The 15,887-nt window shown below is 56.7% G+C and carries 19 protein-coding genes; 14 read left to right on the plus strand and 5 right to left on the minus strand.

What is annotated here, in order from left to right; genetic code table 11:
• Positions 1 to 3 precede the first annotated feature (3 nt).
• From KP708_RS03955 to KP708_RS03975, 5 genes are all read left to right on the plus strand, one after another.
• Positions 4 to 1,236, plus strand: coding sequence for a pyruvate dehydrogenase complex dihydrolipoamide acetyltransferase (locus KP708_RS03955; protein WP_215750474.1), 1,233 nt, complete (start codon positions 4 to 6; stop codon positions 1,234 to 1,236).
• A gap of 3 nt (positions 1,237 to 1,239) precedes the next feature.
• Positions 1,240 to 2,646, plus strand: coding sequence for a dihydrolipoyl dehydrogenase (gene lpdA, locus KP708_RS03960; RefSeq protein ID WP_215750475.1), 1,407 nt, complete (start codon positions 1,240 to 1,242; stop codon positions 2,644 to 2,646).
• Between the two features lie 5 nt (positions 2,647 to 2,651).
• On the plus strand, positions 2,652 to 3,620 hold the full coding sequence (lipA, locus tag KP708_RS03965; protein WP_215750476.1) for a lipoyl synthase: 969 nt from the start codon (positions 2,652 to 2,654) through the stop codon (positions 3,618 to 3,620).
• Positions 3,620 to 4,090: a type II toxin-antitoxin system RatA family toxin gene (locus tag KP708_RS03970; RefSeq protein WP_202207536.1), complete on the plus strand. Its 471-nt coding sequence runs from the start codon at positions 3,620 to 3,622 to the stop codon at positions 4,088 to 4,090. The genes lipA and KP708_RS03970 overlap by 1 nt, the downstream gene beginning before the upstream one ends.
• A gap of 94 nt (positions 4,091 to 4,184) precedes the next feature.
• A complete protein-coding gene (locus KP708_RS03975) occupies positions 4,185 to 4,508 on the plus strand; it encodes a hypothetical protein (RefSeq protein WP_202207535.1) in 324 nt (107 codons plus the stop codon).
• A gap of 61 nt (positions 4,509 to 4,569) precedes the next feature.
• On the opposite strand, the gene KP708_RS03980 is transcribed toward KP708_RS03975, so the two are convergent.
• The 3 genes from KP708_RS03980 to KP708_RS03990 are packed head-to-tail and all read right to left on the minus strand — an operon-like array spanning position 4,570 to position 7,508.
• Positions 4,570 to 5,055 (minus strand): CinA family protein, encoded by a 486-nt coding sequence (locus KP708_RS03980; protein WP_215757152.1) that lies wholly within the window; start codon positions 5,053 to 5,055, stop codon positions 4,570 to 4,572.
• Complete coding sequence (locus tag KP708_RS03985) at positions 5,042 to 6,916, minus strand: lytic transglycosylase domain-containing protein (RefSeq protein WP_215750478.1); 1,875 nt, start codon at positions 6,914 to 6,916, stop codon at positions 5,042 to 5,044. Before KP708_RS03985 ends, KP708_RS03980 begins: the two co-directional genes overlap by 14 nt.
• Positions 6,897 to 7,508 carry a YjbE family putative metal transport protein gene (locus KP708_RS03990; RefSeq protein WP_064272890.1) on the minus strand — a complete coding sequence of 204 codons (612 nt, stop codon included), beginning with the start codon at positions 7,506 to 7,508 and terminating at the stop codon, positions 6,897 to 6,899. Before KP708_RS03990 ends, KP708_RS03985 begins: the two co-directional genes overlap by 20 nt.
• Positions 7,509 to 7,589: 81 nt before the next feature.
• Here KP708_RS03990 and purB point away from each other — a divergent pair, with 81 nt between their 5' ends.
• The 9 genes from purB (at position 7,590) to KP708_RS04035 (ending at position 14,503) form a co-directional block, all read left to right on the plus strand.
• Positions 7,590 to 8,921 (plus strand): adenylosuccinate lyase, encoded by a 1,332-nt coding sequence (gene purB / locus KP708_RS03995; protein ID WP_099212634.1) that lies wholly within the window; start codon positions 7,590 to 7,592, stop codon positions 8,919 to 8,921.
• Between the two features lie 143 nt (positions 8,922 to 9,064).
• A complete protein-coding gene (gene purC / locus KP708_RS04000; RefSeq protein WP_046901644.1) occupies positions 9,065 to 9,826 on the plus strand; it encodes a phosphoribosylaminoimidazolesuccinocarboxamide synthase in 762 nt (253 codons plus the stop codon).
• Positions 9,826 to 10,068, plus strand: a complete 243-nt coding sequence (gene purS / locus KP708_RS04005; protein WP_215750479.1) for a phosphoribosylformylglycinamidine synthase subunit PurS — start codon at positions 9,826 to 9,828, stop codon at positions 10,066 to 10,068. The genes purC and purS overlap by 1 nt, the downstream gene beginning before the upstream one ends.
• Positions 10,065 to 10,454, plus strand: a complete 390-nt coding sequence (locus KP708_RS04010; RefSeq protein ID WP_211511414.1) for a Rap1a/Tai family immunity protein — start codon at positions 10,065 to 10,067, stop codon at positions 10,452 to 10,454. Before purS ends, KP708_RS04010 begins: the two co-directional genes overlap by 4 nt.
• Entirely contained in the window at positions 10,451 to 11,152 is a 702-nt protein-coding gene (purQ, locus tag KP708_RS04015) for a phosphoribosylformylglycinamidine synthase subunit PurQ (RefSeq protein WP_215750480.1), read from the plus strand. Before KP708_RS04010 ends, purQ begins: the two co-directional genes overlap by 4 nt.
• Positions 11,149 to 13,353, plus strand: coding sequence for a phosphoribosylformylglycinamidine synthase subunit PurL (gene purL / locus KP708_RS04020; protein ID WP_215750481.1), 2,205 nt, complete (start codon positions 11,149 to 11,151; stop codon positions 13,351 to 13,353). Before purQ ends, purL begins: the two co-directional genes overlap by 4 nt.
• A gap of 3 nt (positions 13,354 to 13,356) precedes the next feature.
• On the plus strand, positions 13,357 to 13,587 hold the full coding sequence (locus KP708_RS04025; protein ID WP_046901639.1) for a BolA family protein: 231 nt from the start codon (positions 13,357 to 13,359) through the stop codon (positions 13,585 to 13,587).
• Between the two features lie 88 nt (positions 13,588 to 13,675).
• Positions 13,676 to 14,011 (plus strand): Grx4 family monothiol glutaredoxin, encoded by a 336-nt coding sequence (gene grxD, locus KP708_RS04030; RefSeq protein WP_046901638.1) that lies wholly within the window; start codon positions 13,676 to 13,678, stop codon positions 14,009 to 14,011.
• A 192-nt stretch (positions 14,012 to 14,203) separates the two neighbouring features.
• Positions 14,204 to 14,503: a hypothetical protein gene (locus KP708_RS04035; protein ID WP_211512742.1), complete on the plus strand. Its 300-nt coding sequence runs from the start codon at positions 14,204 to 14,206 to the stop codon at positions 14,501 to 14,503.
• Between the two features lie 2 nt (positions 14,504 to 14,505).
• Here KP708_RS04035 and KP708_RS04040 read toward each other — a convergent pair whose 3' ends face one another.
• Together KP708_RS04040 and hemB are read right to left on the minus strand one after the other, a co-directional pair.
• On the minus strand, positions 14,506 to 14,877 hold the full coding sequence (locus KP708_RS04040) for a YraN family protein (RefSeq protein WP_371822748.1): 372 nt from the start codon (positions 14,875 to 14,877) through the stop codon (positions 14,506 to 14,508).
• Positions 14,874 to 15,872 carry a porphobilinogen synthase gene (hemB, locus tag KP708_RS04045; RefSeq protein ID WP_252347419.1) on the minus strand — a complete coding sequence of 333 codons (999 nt, stop codon included), beginning with the start codon at positions 15,870 to 15,872 and terminating at the stop codon, positions 14,874 to 14,876. The genes KP708_RS04040 and hemB overlap by 4 nt, the downstream gene beginning before the upstream one ends.
• Positions 15,873 to 15,887 lie beyond the last annotated feature (15 nt).

Here is a 15,887-nt window from a genome sequence, read left to right on the forward strand (position 1 = left end):
ACAATGGCAACTGATATCCTGATGCCGGCCCTGTCGCCGACAATGACCGAGGGTAAACTGGCTCGCTGGCTCAAGAATGAAGGCGATAAGGTTTCAGCCGGTGATGTGATCGCTGAAATCGAGACCGACAAGGCCACGATGGAAGTCGAAGCTGTGGACGAGGGCATACTCGGCCGCATTCTTGTTCAAGAAGGCGTGGAGGGCGTTGCGGTCAATACGCCCATCGCAATTCTGGTTGAGGAAGGCGAAGACGTACCGGCTGCGTCTTCTGGACAGACACCTGCTATCGCCGCTTCGGTCGCTGAGCCTGTTGCTGCTGCAAGTGCACCTGCGCCAAGCGCCAAAGCCGCCCCCCCAAAGGAGAGCAGTGAGCGTATTTTTGTCTCTCCACTGGCCAAGCGTATGGCTAAAGAGCGCGGCATCGCTCTTGGAACCCTGAACGGAACCGGACCGAATGGCCGCATTCTGAAAAGGGACGTTGAGAAGGGCGGTAACGCTGCTCCAGCCGCTGCGAAACCTGTACCTGCGGCACCGATCGCCGTTGAGGGCGATATCACGCGCGTTCCGAACTCCACGATGCGCAAGGTCATTGCGCGACGCCTGACGGAATCAAAGACGCAGGTCCCGCATTTCTATGTATCAGTGGACATCGAGCTTGATGCTCTGCTCGCACTTCGCTCCAAACTAAATGCGACCGCCGAAGAGAACAGCTTCAAGCTCTCGGTCAATGATATGATGATTAAAGCTGTCGGGCTGGCACTGAAAAAGGTACCGGGTCTGAACGTTCAGTTCACGGATTCCGAGACGCTGCATTTCGAGAATGTGGACATTTCGATGGCTGTCTCCATCCCGGAAGGCTTGATCACGCCGATCATCCGCAATGCGGACCAGAAGTCCCTGCGTGAGATCAGCCGTGAAGCCAAGGATCTTGCCAAGCGTGCACGTGCGGGGAAACTGAAGCCTGAAGAGTTTCAGGGTGGCACGTTCTCCATCTCGAATATGGGAATGTTTGGCGTCCGGGATTTTGCTGCGATCATCAACCCGCCGCAGGCCGGAATTCTGGCCATTGCGTCAGGAGAGAAACGTGCCGTGGTTCGGGGAGACCAGCTTGCAATTGCAACTGTCATGACCGCGACACTTTCTGTTGATCATCGTGCCGTTGATGGCGCGCTTGGGGCACAGTGGCTAAATGCCCTGCGCGATATCGTACAGAACCCTTACACTCTGGTGGTCTGATCCATGTCCGATACTTTCGATCTGATCGTTGTTGGTGGCGGTCCTGGCGGATACGTTGCAGCGCTTCGAGCCAGCCAGCTTGGCATGAGCGTTGCCATCGTGGAGAGCACGCATTTTGGTGGTGTCTGCCTCAACTGGGGCTGCATCCCTACAAAGGCGCTTTTGCGTTCCTCCGAAATTCATCATCTTTTGCATGATCTGAATACATTCGGCTTCTCGGCCGAGAACATATCCTTCGATCTACCCAAGATTGTGGCCCGATCCCGTGGCATTGCCCGCCGCATGGGCGGGGGCATTGCCCATCTGCTCAAAAAGGCCAAAGTCACGACCTTTGACGGCCGTGCCAAACTGGCTGGCCGGGCAGGGGAAGCACACAAGATTTCCATCACCAAGGATGGTGCCGAAGTGGCGATCATTAAGTCGCCCAACGTCATTCTGGCTACTGGTGCACGCGGCCGCCAGCTTCCCGGTCTGGAGACAGATGGCAAGCTGATCTGGGGTGCGCGCGAAGCCATGACTCCAACCGAACTACCGAAGCGCCTGCTGGTCATCGGTTCTGGTGCCATCGGTATCGAATTTGCGTCCTTCTACCGCAACATGGGTAGCGAAGTGACAATTGCGGAAGTGGCGGACCGCATCCTGATCGCCGAAGATCCGGAAATCAGCGCAGCTGCGCGCAAGGCCTTCGAAAAGCAAGGGATGAAAATCATCACTGGCGCGAAGGTGGGCCCACTTCAAAAGGGCGAAAACGAGGTCTCCACCACGATTGAAAGTGCGTCTGGCACGATTGATCTGACGGTGGATCGCGTGATCTGCGCTGTCGGCATTGTTGGAAACGTTGAGGATCTGGGCCTCGAAGGGACCAAGGTTCAGGTTGATCGCACCCATATCGTCACGGATGGCTTCTGTCGCACGGCGGAACCAGGCATTTACGCGATCGGTGACGTCGCAGGCGCGCCTTGGCTGGCTCATAAGGCAAGCCACGAGGGCATTCTCTGCGTTGAGAAAATTGCGGGTCGTTCGCCGCAGCCTCTTCATGCCTTGAACATTCCGGGCTGCACTTACTCTCGTCCCCAGATTGCTTCCGTAGGTCTGAGCGAGGAGAAAGCCGTCGCATCTGGTCATAAGGTTCGTGTTGGGCGCTTCCCGTTCATTGCCAATGGCAAGGCCGTGGCGATGGGTGAGACGGAAGGCATGGTCAAGACCGTATTTGATGCCACAACCGGGGAGCTTCTGGGTGCTCACATGATCGGCGCAGAAGTCACGGAAATGATTCAGGGCTATGTCATTGCCCGGACAGGTGAACTGACGGAAGCAGAACTGATTGAAACGGTTTTCCCGCATCCGACAATTTCCGAGACAATGCATGAAGCGACTCTGGCGGCCTTCGACGGTCCGCTCCATATCTGAGCAGCATGTCCCAGCGCATCACCATAGATCACCGTGAGATGTCTGCTCTCCGTCATCCGGAGAAGGCACATCGTCCTGACAACCCGATCCAGCGTAAGCCGTCCTGGATCAGGGTCAAGGCGCCCAATCATCCCGTCTATCACGAGACGCGAGCTCTGATGCGGGAAGCGAATTTGGTTACAGTGTGCGAAGAGGCTGCTTGCCCGAATATCGGGGAATGCTGGTCTCAGCGTCATGCTACCATGATGATCATGGGAGAGATTTGCACGCGTGCCTGCGCGTTCTGCAACGTCACAACAGGCTTACCCAAGGCGCTGGACGAGGACGAACCGCGCAGGGTGGCAGAAGCTGTAGCAAAGCTCGGCCTCAAGCACGTTGTGATTACATCGGTGGACCGCGATGATCTCGCCGATGGCGGGGCGCGTCATTTTGCCAATGTGATCAAAGCCATCCGTACGGCTTCAGCGAGCACAACAATTGAAATCCTGACTCCTGACTTCCTGAGGAAGCCGCGCGCTCTTGAGGTTGTCGTGGAAGCCAGACCGGACGTTTTCAATCACAATATCGAGACTGTGCCACGTCTCTATCCCACCATTCGCCCAGGTGCGCGATACTATCAGTCCCTGCGTCTGCTGGACGGTGTGAAGAGGCTTGATCCATCCATTTTCACTAAGTCCGGCCTGATGCTTGGCCTTGGTGAGGAGAAGATGGAAGTATGGCAGGTCATGGATGATTTCAGGGTCGCTGACGTCGATTTTCTGACGTTGGGACAGTACCTTCAGCCGAGCGTAAAGCATGCATCGGTCGAAAAGTTTGTTACCCCGGAAGAATTTGACGGCTATGCTGCAGCTGCCCGTTCCAAAGGATTTCTCCAGGTCAGTGCAAGCCCTCTGACACGATCCTCCTATCATGCGGACAGTGACTTCGCGAAGCTGCAGGCTGCGCGAAACAGCCGTCTGAAAGAAAGTCCCTGATGCCGACACATGCCGAGCAACGGTTGATTGCCTACACGCCGGAGCAACTTTTTGATCTGGTCGCAGATGTGGAGAGATATCCGCAGTTTCTGCCATGGTGCGTCAAAGCGACTATCAAATCCAAGACGGAGCATGAACTGGTAGCTGACCTGACAATCGGGTTCGGTCCGTTCCGTGAGACCTTTACCAGCCGTGTGACCTTGGAATGCCCTTCGCGTATCCGCGTCCGTTATGAAAAGGGGCCTTTCCGGTATCTGAACAACGTCTGGACATTCACACCAGACCCTCGTGGCTGTCTGGTAGACTTCTTTGTAGACTTTGAATTCCGTTCCCGTCTTCTACAGAACGCGATGGGAGTTGTTTTCAATGAAGGCGTTCGCTTGATGGTCTCAGCCTTCATCAAGCGTGCCCGCGATATCTACGGAGTACAGGCTGCACAGAACCGCACCCCGCAGCCAGGACTTTCTTGAGTACAGGAAAGAATTCGTAATACGTCATGAACCATTTGGCGCATGAGGCGTTCTCAGCCTCAAGCACCGAATGGTGTCATGAAAGGATTACGCAATGAAGAAATTTACCTTCGGCGCATTTGCCTTCTCGGCTTTGATTGCTGCTTCTTCCCCGGCTATGGCCGCACACCATGGGCATCACCATGGCAAGAAGGCTGCCGCCCACGCTCAAAAGTCTGACGAAGCTTCTGCAACGGACGCGCTTAACGCTCGTTCACTGCAGCAGGCTCAAACGCCGGTCCAGGCACAGGCACCAGCAGCTCCACTTCCTGTTGCAACGGCTCCAACATCTGCTGTTGTTCCTACKGCCCCGCCGGTTCCAGCCGTACCGCCGGCAGCGTCAACCATGCCAGCAACGGCGCCTACTGACGGTCAATAAGTTCTCAGTCGGTACACCCGTTGGAAAAGCCCTTACCAGATCGGTAAGGGCTTTTTTTTGTTTACACCTTCAGGACCATTTCCAGAGCATGTCTAACCGTTGCATTTCTGACAGCGGCGCGGTCTCCGGAAAAAATATGTCGCTCTGAGATTGCCTTTCCTGGAAAAACAGCTAGCCCGAAACAAACCGTTCCCACAGGCTTATCAGCACTTCCACCGTCTGGCCCCGCTATTCCTGTTACGGATACCGCCACGCTCGCATCCGCAGCATGGCACAGTGCGCCTTCTGCCATGGCTTGCGCTGTCTCTTCMCTGACTGCGCCGTATCGAACAAGAGTTTCTTCTGGAACACCCGCCGCACTGTTTTTAAGAGCGTTGGAGTACGTTACGAGTCCTCCTTCGATCACACTGGACGAACCTGCGATATCGGTAAGCGCTGCACAGATCATACCCCCGGTACAACTTTCCACCGTCACCAAGCGTAGGTCTCGGGCAGCCAAATGCGCGAGAACTTTTTCACAAAGTGATCGAAAATCAGTTTCCGACATGGGAAGCACTCACTCGATAAACCATCATATTGGCTTCGATATTCTCGATGTACATCCGCGTTTCCCGATAGGGAAGACGTTCGATCCAATCGAGAATACCATCTTCAGATAAAGGATCGGCGGGTGGATTTGCTTTGAGCCACAGATCCACCCGATGCGGCCCAGCATTATAAGCAGCCAAGGCATAGGGAATGACGTTATCAAAGCGCGCAAGCAACTGGGATACGTAAGCATTCCCGACGGTCAGATTGGTCTGAGGATCCAAAAGTGCAGCTGCAGAAACATTAATACCCCCAAGATGGGCGCGCCTCACCACATCGGTCGCAGCCCCGGGTAAAATCTGAAGCAGACCAATAGCGTGAGCCCCACTGATGGCAGCAGAATCGAACCCGCTTTCCTGCCTGATAACGGCTGGAAGCAAACCATCTGGAACAGTCGATGCTTCCGGCCATGGATTAGGGAACCCCTGCGGATAGAGGGCAACGCCTTTTCGTGACAAGGCATGAGCGGCAAAGACTTCAGCGGCAGGAACATTAAGACGTGAGCCAAGGTCTGCCACAGCCTTCTGGCCTTGCGGCGTCGGATTGGCGATCAGAAGAAGCAGCAGGAAGTCTTTAGCGTGTTCCTGATCTCCTGACTGCATCAGGTCGGTGGCAGCCTCGACGAGATCCTGTCGCTGCAAGTCTCCTGATGCCACCGACGGAAGAGAGTGCAAGCTTTGCTGGAGCGCACTACCGAATTCCTGAGATGTCGCCCCGGCCAAAATAAAAGACTGCTCCCCGGAAAGAGCCGCCTGAGCAAGCTGGCCATGGAACGTCGTGGGAAAACGTGTCGCACGCTCAAATGCGTCCTGCGCGTCTCCTGAGTGCCCTGCGGCCTGACGGGCACGCGCAGTCCAGTACCAGCCTCGAGCCTGCATCGCGAGTGAGGAAGCCTGCTGGAGCGGCTTGAAAAACTCCTCCGCTTGGTCGGGAGTGTTCAAGAGCCGAAGAGCAATAAAGCCCGAGAGATTTTGCGCTTCCTGACGGTCGATCTCGGTGAGCGGCAGTGTTGTGTCCTGCGCCTGAGCATAAGCGTCCTGCACACGACCTGCGAGGAGTAGGGCGCGAGCCAGACTTGCTCTTTCACTGGACCATTCATGAGAAGGGGCCGCGGCTTGCAGACGTGAACCCGCATCATTCCAGAGCGCCAAAGCCTCATCCAAGCGGCCTCCGCGCCGGAGAGCCCGCAAGCGATAGCGAATTAATGTCGGATCAGCCTGATCGGCGGGAGACAAAGCATTGAACGCGCTATCCGCATCGGGAGAAACGGACCGTTCAGCAAGCCTCGCACGGGCAAGCGCCTGACGTTCAGAGGACAGACGGGAGATCTGTCGTCCCGCTGCCGAAAACTGGCCTTTGGCTTCAAGACGCTCATAACGCTGCCACTGATCATCCGCACTGAAGACAGTGGCATATCTCGCTAAAAGAGCACCTTCTTCCTGAGCAGTTCCTGCGCCAGAGACCCAAAGCCTACGCGCTTCATTAACTGCACTGGGGAGATGATCCTGACAGTTCAGGAAAGCCGAGACGAATGTCAGGGGAAGAGACGGGCAGAGACGGTTTAACGCGTCAGGATCAGACGTATGCGTAAGGGCATTCTGATATCGCCACAGAATTTTGGCGCGTTGCGGCCAGACCGGCGTCTCCAGAAGAAAAGCGGCATAGTCGTCCGCAGGTCGGTCTGTGGCTGAAGGCGCAACAAGTGAGAGCCACTGAGCCAATCGGTCCTGAACCGAGGGTGTAGAGGGCAAAGGAGCTGCCGCCCCGAGAAACAGGGCAGCAGCCAGAAGAAGTGGTCGGTCAGTTCGGCAGCACAACATGATGCCAGATTTCTCCTCCGCCGCGGATGATGAGCTCAATCGCCACACCCAGAACGACAAACAGACCACACCATGCGATCCAGCTGTAACGGGCCAGAAGCCCGGCAATGAACGACGCGGCAACGCCCATCAGCAACACAGAGAACGCAAGACCGCCCATGAGAATCCATGGATGACCAACAGCAGCACCTGCGACAGCAAGGACATTGTCCAGACTCATGGAAAGATCGGCAATGACAATCTTGAGAATGGCAGGCCCAAGACGGGAAGGGGCGTCAACCTCAACGTCCGTATCACTGTGCCGGAGTTCCCGATACATTTTCCAGCAGACCCAGAGCAGCAGACAGCCGCCTGCAAGCGTCAGGCCCACAATAGCCAGAAGACGGGCTGCAACCAGTGCCAGCCCAATTCGCAGGACGGCCGCAAACGCCGTGCCGATCAGAATGGCCAGACGCCTCTGTCGCCCCTGAAGGCTACGAACCGCCATCCCGATGACAACGGCGTTGTCTCCCGCGAGCGTGATATCAATGAGGGTGACCTGTGCCAGCGCAAACAGGCCGTGAACGAAAGTATCAGGGAGCAAGGTTGTCATTCTTCCAAAAGGGGTCCGTGCAATATCCTCGTATTTGGTCTAAGCAGCCTCCGTAAAGCCCCACTCGCCTCCGGAGTTCTCATGGTTCCGCGTTATAGCCGCCCCCAGATGACCGCAATCTGGTCGCCCGCCAACCGTTACCGTATCTGGTTCGAAATTGAAGCCCTGGCCTGTGAAGCCATGGCGGAACAGGGCGCAATCCCTGCCGAATCAGCCAAAACGATCCGCGAAAAAGGGGATGCTGCAATGGCCGCATTCTCCGACGCTGATCTGGCCCGGATTGACGAGATCGAGGCTGAAACGCGGCATGACGTGATTGCGTTCCTGACATGGCTGGCAGAAAAAGTCGGCCCGGACAGTCGCTTCGTTCATCTCGGCATGACGTCTTCGGATGTGCTGGACACATGCCTGTCCGTTCAGCTGACACAGGCTTCGGACCTTCTTCTTGAAGATCTGGAGCGCGTTCTCGCGGCCCTCAAGACGCGCGCATACGAGCACAAGCTGACCGTGACGATCGGCCGCAGTCACGCCATTCATGCGGAACCGACCAGCTTCGGCCTGAAACTGGCTGGCCATTATGCAGAATTCGCGCGCAACAAAGAGCGTCTGCTTCAGGCCCGCAAAGAAATCGCTGTCTGTGCCATTTCCGGTGCGGTCGGTACGTATGCTCATATTGACCCGGCCGTTGAAGAATACGTTGCCGACAAACTGGGACTTGTTGCTGAAAGCGTCTCCACACAGGTTATCCCCCGTGACCGCCACGCAGCATTTTTCTGCACCCTGGGCGTGATTGCCAGCGGCATTGAGCGCCTCGCTGTTGAAGTTCGCCATTTGCAGCGCTCGGAAGTGCGCGAAGCGGAAGAGTTCTTCCACAAAGGCCAGAAGGGCAGCTCCGCGATGCCGCACAAGCGGAATCCGGTCTTATCCGAAAATCTGACAGGCCTTGCCCGCCTGATTCGCTCCCACGTTACGCCTGCACTGGAAAACGTTGCCCTGTGGCACGAACGTGACATCAGCCACTCAGCCGTAGAGCGGAACATCTGCCCTGACGCCACGATCGGGCTTGATTTCGCTCTGATGCGCCTGGCTGGCATGATGGAAAAACTGATGGTCTATCCGGACCAGATGATCGCCAACATGGAAAGCCTTGGTGGCGTTGTCCATTCGGGTGAAGTGCTGCTGGTTCTGGCCCGCGCTGGCATTTCCCGCGAAGACGCCTACCGGATCGTCCAGCGTAACGCCATGGAGACCTGGACAAAGCTAGGCCACCCTGACTTCCGCACGTTCCGCGAAAATCTTGAAGCAGATCCGGAAGTTGCCGGCCGTGTCAGTGCAGAAGTTCTGGACCGGGCCTTCGATCCGGCGCAGCATCTCAGCCAGGTTGATCGCATCTTTAACCGCATTTTCGGTTAATCTGGACAAACGGGGGCAGGAATAGTTTTCCCGCACTCTCGCGGTTCCGGTTCCGCAATGCTATGGAACCGGAAAACCGTCGCTGGACCAGCCGTTTCCGCATCCCTGACAAACGGGACGGCGCAACGCAGTAAGGATTGCTCATGGCCCGCCGCCGCCAGCTCTATGAAGGCAAAGCCAAGGTTCTTTTCGAAGGGCCCGAGCCCGGAACGCTCGTGCAGTATTTCAAGGATGACGCTACCGCCGGAAACGGCGCCAAAAGTGGCGTGATCACAGGGAAGGGTGTCCTGAACAACCGCATCAGCGAATACCTGATGATGAAGTTGCACGACATCAACATTCCAACGCACTTCATTCGCCGTCTCAACATGCGTGAGCAGCTGATCCGCGAAGTCGAGATCATTCCACTCGAAGTGGTGGTCCGCAATGTTGCGGCGGGCTCGATCGCCAAGCGCCTTGGAATCCCTGAAGGGACCCGTCTGCCGCGCACGATCATCGAATATTACTACAAGAACGATACTCTCGGGGACCCGATGGTCTCTGAAGAACATATTGCCGCGTTCGACTGGGCCTCACCACAGGACCTGGACGACATGAATACGCTGGCTCTCAGGACCAATGATTTCCTGATGGGCATCTTCATGGGCGTTGGCATCACCCTCATTGATTTCAAGCTGGAATTCGGCCGTCTCTGGGAAGGCGAGGAGATGCGGATTATCGTTGCTGACGAAATCTCTCCCGATAACTGCCGCCTGTGGGACAGCAAGACCAGCGAGAAAATGGACAAGGACCGGTTCCGCAGGGACATGGGCCGCGTCGAAGAAGCTTATCAGGAAGTTGCACGGCGTCTCGGGATCCTGCCCGAAGCCAGTAATGGAGACCTCAAGGGTCCGGAGGCAGTATAATGAAAATCCGCGTTTTCGTTTCTCTGAAAGATGGCGTGCTTGACCCGCAGGGCAAAGCCGTCGGCCACGCTCTTGAGTCTCTGGGTTTCAAAGGTGTTGGTGAAGTCCGCGTCAATCGTGTGATCGAACTGGACGTTGCAGCGCAGGGCAATGCTGCAGCTCTTGCGGAGGGTGAGGCCATGGCCCGCGCTCTTCTGGCTAACGAAGTCATTGAAGACTTCAGCGTCGAGGTGGCAGCATGAAGCTTTTCTCCGCTGCTCTTCTGGCTGCTGGTCTCGTGACCGTAGCTGCGACTCCCGCTCATGCACAGCGCGTTTCCAAGGTCTCCGGAAAAGCTCTGGGCAACATGTGCTCGGCCAGCAAGTCCACCGCTCTCTGTGACGCGTATCTCGCAGGCGTCATGGACAGCGAAGTCTGGTCCAAGAAATACGACAGCTACGCCGATGACGCTGGCGCGCCTGTCGCGTTTTGTGTTCCGGTCAGCGAAACGACAACGCAGGTCCGCGGCAAGCTGATTTCCTGGCTGCACGCTCATAATGATGCGTTGACGCAGTCGGGCGGCAAGGCCGTTTACCGCGCCCTGCATGACGCTTACCCCTGCCATACGGCTCCGGAGGCTCAGAAATGAAGGCAGGTATCGTCGTATTTCCTGGCACGAACCGGGAGCGCGACATGGTGCACGCCCTGAAGCTGGTTTCCGGCCAGACCCCGAAGATGATCTGGCACCGGGACACATCCCTTGGTGATCTGGATCTCGTGGTTCTGCCAGGGGGTTTCAGCTTCGGGGATTATCTGCGCAGTGGTGCCATGGCTGCTCATTCTCCGATTATGCGCGAAGTCAAAGCTTTCGCTGAGAAAGGTGGCCATGTTCTCGGTGTCTGTAACGGTTTTCAGATCCTGACGGAAACGCATCTTCTGCCAGGCGCGCTGCTTCGCAACGCTGGCCTGCGCTTTCTGTCGCAGGACTGCCACCTGAAAGTTGAAAATGCCGCGTCGGCATTCACACAAGGATGGAAGAGCGGCGACATTTTCCGTGCGCCGCTTGCGCATGGCGATGGCAACTACACGGCCTCACCTGAAACGCTTGAGCGTCTCGAAGGAGAGGGCCGGGTTGCATTCCGCTATTGTGCCGCTGATGGACAGGTCTCAGAGGGCAATCGCCACTCCAATCCTAACGGCAGCGCGCGCTCGATCGCTGGTATCCTGAGCGAAAATGGCCGTGTGTGTGGCCTGATGCCGCACCCTGAAAACCTGACTGACCCGGAAATCGGCGCGACTGATGGCGTGCCGCTCTTCAAAGGCTTGGTGGAGGCTCTCGTCGGATGAGTGTTACAATCGACGCCAAACTGGCCCAGTCTTTCGGCCTGACACCTGCGGAATATGACAAGCTCCTGAGCATCATGGGCCGCACGCCCAGCTTTACGGAGCTTGGCATTTTCTCGGTCATGTGGTCCGAGCACTGTTCTTACAAATCCTCCCGCATCCATCTCAAGACGCTGCCAACCAAGGCTCCATGGGTCATTCATGGGCCGGGCGAAAACGCGGGTGTTGTTGATATCGGCGAAGGTCTGGCTGCCGTCTTCAAGATGGAAAGCCACAACCATCCGTCTTTCATCGAGCCTTATCAGGGCGCAGCGACAGGCGTAGGTGGTATCTTGCGTGACGTGTTCACCATGGGGGCGCGTCCGGTCGCCAACCTGAATGCCCTGCGTTTCGGTGATCCGAAAACACCGGGAACGCGCCGTATTGTTGATGGTGTGGTTCGCGGCGTAGGTGGATACGGCAACTGCGTCGGCGTTCCGACGGTCGGCGGGGAAGTCAACTTCCACAAGGCCTATGACGGCAATCCGCTCGTCAACGCAATGACGGTCGGTGTTGCCAAGCAGGACAAGATCTTCCTTTCTGCTGCTGCAGGCATTGGAAATCCGGTTGTTTATGTTGGCTCCAAAACCGGTCGAGACGGTATTCATGGCGCTACCATGTCCTCCGCCGAGTTCGACGATGAGGCTGCCTCCAAGCGTCCAACCGTTCAGGTGGGTGACCCGTTCATCGAAAAGCTGCTGATCGAGGCGTGCCTCGAACTGATGGCCACCGATGCGATCGTCGCCATTCAGGACATGGGTGCTGCTGGCCTGACATCTTCCGCCGTTGAAATGGCAGGCAAGGGTGGCGTCGGAATTGAGCTTGACCTTGATTCCGTCCCGCAGCGCGAACCCGGCATGTCAGCCTACGAAATGATGCTGTCTGAAAGCCAGGAGCGTATGCTCATGGTTCTCAAGCCTGAAAGCACCGAGCAGGCCCGGGCCATCTTCGAAAAATGGGAACTGGATTTCGCGATCGTCGGGCAGCTGACAGATAGTGGCCGCATCACAATCAAGCACAACGGACAGATCGAAGCGGATATTCCGCTGGCACCGCTGGCCGATGAAGCTCCGATCTACAATCGCCCGACTGTTCCGCTGGAGGCCCCACGGCACATCCAGCCACCTGCAGACCCGGTAGGGATTGAGCATGCTCTGCTGACATTGATCGGCTGCCCCGATCTTGCGTCCCGCGCATGGATCTGGAACCAGTACGATGCATCCGTCGGCGGCAATACGGCGCGCCGCCCAGGTGCGGCAGATGCTGCCATTGTGCGCGTGGAAGGAACGCGTCTGGGCCTCGCCCTGACGACAGACTGCACCCCGCGTTACTGTCAGGCTGACCCGAAAACCGGAGCAGCACAGGCTGTTGCCGAAGCATGGCGCAACATTACGGCAACAGGTGCGAAGCCTTTGGCCGTGACGGACAACCTGAATTTCGGCAATCCGGAACGCCCGGAAATCATGGCTCAGTTTGCTCAAGCCATCAAAGGCATGGGTGAGGCGTGCCGTGCGCTGGATTTCCCGGTCGTGAGTGGCAATGTCTCATTGTATAACGAGACACGTTCACCATCAGGTCTGGCCCAGGCTATTCTCCCGACACCGGCGATCGGCGCTCTGGGTGTTCTTGCAGATGCATCGCGGTCCATCGGACTGTCCATGCCTACAGATCATGATCTGGTTCTGATCGGCGAAATCCGTGGGGAACTCGGGCAGTCCCTCTGGCTCCGTGAAATTTGCCATCGCGAAGACGGTGCTCCACCTCATGTTGATCTTGTTGCAGAGCGCCGGAACGGTGACTTTGTGCGCGGACAGATTGAAGCCGGTTCAGTTACGGCCTGCCACGATATTGCAGATGGCGGTCTTCTCGTGACACTGGCTGAGATGGTCATGGCTGGAGACGTAGGATGCGTGTTGAATGCACCCCCATCCAACATCCCACTGCATGCTTTCTGGTTCGGTGAAGATCAGGCGTGCTATGTTGTGGCGACCAAAAGCGCTCAGGCTCTTCTTGCCGCAGCCGAAAAAGCTCATGTCCCCGCCCGCAAGCTGGGTCATTCCGGCGGCAATGAACTGAAGCTTGCGGATGGTATTGCACTAAAAGCCAGCAGACTGCGCGACATCAATGCAGCATTCTTCCCGAAATTCATGGGTGAGGACGCCTGACATATGCCTATGACAGCATCCGAAATCGAACGGACCATCCTCGCCGCTATTCCCGATGCCCAGATCACAATTCAGGATCTGGCCGGGGACGGGGATCACTACGCCTGCACCGTGGTCAGCACGGCATTCGAAGGGCTTTCTCGTGTACGCCAGCACAAACTGGTTTATGATGCTTTCGGAACCCGCATGGGTACTGAGCTGCATGCGATGGCTCTCAAAACCCTGACCCCTTGAACTCAGGGGGAATCATTCCCTTCTGAAGTGACTGCTGACAGCCAGGGAGGGCATTGCCTCTCCCTGATGCCGACAAAAGGAAAAACCAATGTCTGAGACCGTGTTCCAGCATATCCAGAACCTGATCGACGCAAACCCGGTCATGCTGTTCATGAAGGGTGACAAACTCTTCCCGCAGTGCGGCTTCTCTGCACGCGTTGTGCAGATCCTGAACCACCTTGGCGTGCCGTTCGAGACCTGCAACATTCTTGAAAGCGCTGAGCTTCGTCAGGGCATCAAGGATTTCTCACAGTGGCCGACCGTGCCGCAGCTCTACGTCAAAGGTGAGTTCGTTGGTGGCTGCGACATCGTGACGGACATGTACCAGAGCGGTGAACTTGAGACTCTGCTGACCGAAAAAGGAATCGCTACGGCGAATGCCTGATTTCGTTAATTCCGGCCGCTGAAACGGCCGGAATTCAACCTTTTTCAAGGCTTGCAGACGCCACAATTCAGCCATGATGCGTCCAAAAGTGGCAAGACCTTGATTTTTTCTAAAACTTTCCCCATCGGGGTTGTCGAACCCTCTGATTACGTCATACGGTAGTTCCATCAAAACAGGGATGGAAACACATCAATGGCGCGACAGTGGGCTGGCCGAATTGCTCTCGGCATTATGGGCGTTGGACTATGCATGGGAGCCGGAAAGGCTCATGCCCGTGCAGCCATCACTGATTACGAAGCCAGCAAGCTGACATTTGATGCGCTGACAGCTACCCCGGTTTACCACCGTCCGGTTGTTCACTTTGCTCGTCACTCCGCAAGCCACTCCATGGCATGGAGCGGACATCGCGCTGTGATCCGTAACGTGGCTTACCGCCCGCATGCAGCTGCCGCAACAACAGCTCACCGTCACGTCCGCAGCCGTCGCACCTGATGTTATGTAAGGCGTAGCGCATCCACGATGCGTCGCGCCTGCCCCTCGCGATTGACAACAATAACGTCAAAACGCGTGTTCGGGCGTGACCAGTCTGGTCTGGTCGCAAGGATATACTCGAAGGCGGCCATCAGCCGCGTAGCCTGACGAGGGCGAAGAGCTTCCACGCTATCCCTGAGTGTGGAACGACTTTTTACCTCGACAGCAATAACCCAGTCGTCATCCGCAACCAGAAGATCGATTTCGCCATATGGCGTTCTGAGCCTTTGAGCCAGAATTTCCAGCCCTGCCTCCACCATATGGCGCCTTGCGATTTCTTCTGCGTTCAGGCCTCCGTAATAAGCCTGAACGCCTCGTGCGCGACGATTAATCAGCGGTCTTCTTTCATAAGACGGGCTGCATCAATCGCAAAATACGTCAGAATTCCGTTACAACCGGCCCGCTTGAAAGCAATCAGGCTCTCCATAATGGTACGATCCCGCTCAAGCCAGCCATTCTGAATAGCACCTGCCAGCATCGCGTATTCACCTGACACTTGATAGGCAAAGGTCGGCACCGAAAAACGGTCACGAATACGGCGGATAATGTCCAGATACGGCATGCCCGGCTTGACCATGATCATGTCCGCACCTTCACGAATATCCTGCTCGACTTCACGAAGAGCTTCGTCCGAATTGGCCGGGTCCATCTGATAGGTTTTCTTGTCGCCCGTCAGAAGGCCACCTGATCCCAACGCATCACGGAACGGGCCGTAGAAGGCGGAAGCGTATTTCGCGGTGTAAGCCATGATGCGGACAGCTTCGAAGCCGTTGGCATCAAGTGTTTCGCGGATCGCCTGCACACGACCATCCATCATGTCAGACGGCGCAATAATGTCGTTTCCAGCGCGAGCCTGATTGAGCGCCTGTTGACGCAAAATCTCGACAGACTCGTCATTGAGGATACGGCCGTCCTTGATTACGCCGTCATGGCCATGATCCGTGTAGGGGTCGAGCGCCACGTCACCGATGACACCAAGCTCCGGAAAGGCTTCCTTGATGACGCGCGACGCGCGGCACATCAGATTGTCCGGGTTCAGGGCTTCGGTACCCGTTGCATCACGCAGTTCGACTGGCGTGATCGGGAAAATGGCAACCGCCGGAATGCCAAGCTCAACGGCCGGGCGGACATGCTCCACCAGGTTGTCGAGGCTGACGCGCTCAACACCGGGCATGGAGGACACTTTCTGGCGCTGGTTTTCGCCTTCACAAACGAAAATCGGCCAGATCAGGTCATCGACGTGCAGTCGATTTTCCTGAACCAGCCGACGTGTAAAGGCATCGTGGCGATTACGCCGCGGGCGGAAGAGGGGGAATGATGCGTTCGTCATGCCCCCAATCATGCT

Source organism: Gluconobacter sp. P5H9_a, assembly GCF_018812085.1.
In the GTDB taxonomy this organism is placed as follows: domain Bacteria; phylum Pseudomonadota; class Alphaproteobacteria; order Acetobacterales; family Acetobacteraceae; genus Gluconobacter.